The sequence below is a fragment of the Loktanella sp. DJP18 genome, from assembly GCF_049310965.1.
GTDB lineage: Bacteria > Pseudomonadota > Alphaproteobacteria > Rhodobacterales > Rhodobacteraceae > Loktanella.
In genome coordinates, this window is record NZ_JBMERN010000385.1 from 1 (window position 1) to 695 (window position 695).

The window sequence follows — 695 nt, forward strand, 5'->3', positions numbered from 1 at the left end:
CGAACTCCTGAATGAAACCCTGTTCCCCTCCCTGCATCATGCCCGCGTGACGCTGGCCGCCTGGCGCACGGACTACAACACAGAACGCCCCCACTCCCGCCTCGGCTGGCAGATGCCTGCCGCGTTCGCCGAAACCTTCGCCGAAACCTTCGCCCCGCATCGGGGCCTGACGCTGTGTAATTCGCAGGGTTCCGCGCCAGACCCCGTTGCCCAACCCACCCAGACGAGCAAAAATCAAACCCGGAGTCTCGCTCACGCTGGATGAAAGTTGGGGGCAACGTCAACTGTTGCACCCAGTATATCGATGGTAAGGAGAAGAGTCAGAGCTGGCCAAATCGTATAGCCGCTCAGATGTTTGGATCGAAAAGGGGGCGGGTGCAGTTATGTTCCAAAGCGCTTCTCGTCTTCGTCAGCACCGCCTGCAAGATCGTCGTCCAACAACGTCACAGCGCCAGTGAACTCGCAAACGTCCACCTCACGGAAACCGTGGTATTCTTGGGCAGACCTGAAAAGATCGTGGCCCCGAATCTCCCAGACCGCTTCACGCACAACGTTCGGGTTCCATTGCGCATGAAGGCTAATTGCGCCGCCGGCCTGTTCTTTGATCTTGGCTATAGTGTTTTTATGCCACGCGCTGCACGATCCCCGTCGGACTCCCCAGCATCAACATCCCTATTCGCCCGGTAACGATTTAA

Annotated in this window: 1 protein-coding gene; it reads left to right on the top strand. The window is 58.0% G+C overall.

What is annotated here, in order from left to right; all coding sequences use genetic code 11:
* The coding region (locus tag ACOI1H_RS26055) for an integrase core domain-containing protein (RefSeq protein WP_422441258.1) at nt 1–265 on the top strand (265 nt) is incomplete at its 5' end.
* Nucleotides 266–695 lie beyond the last annotated feature (430 nt).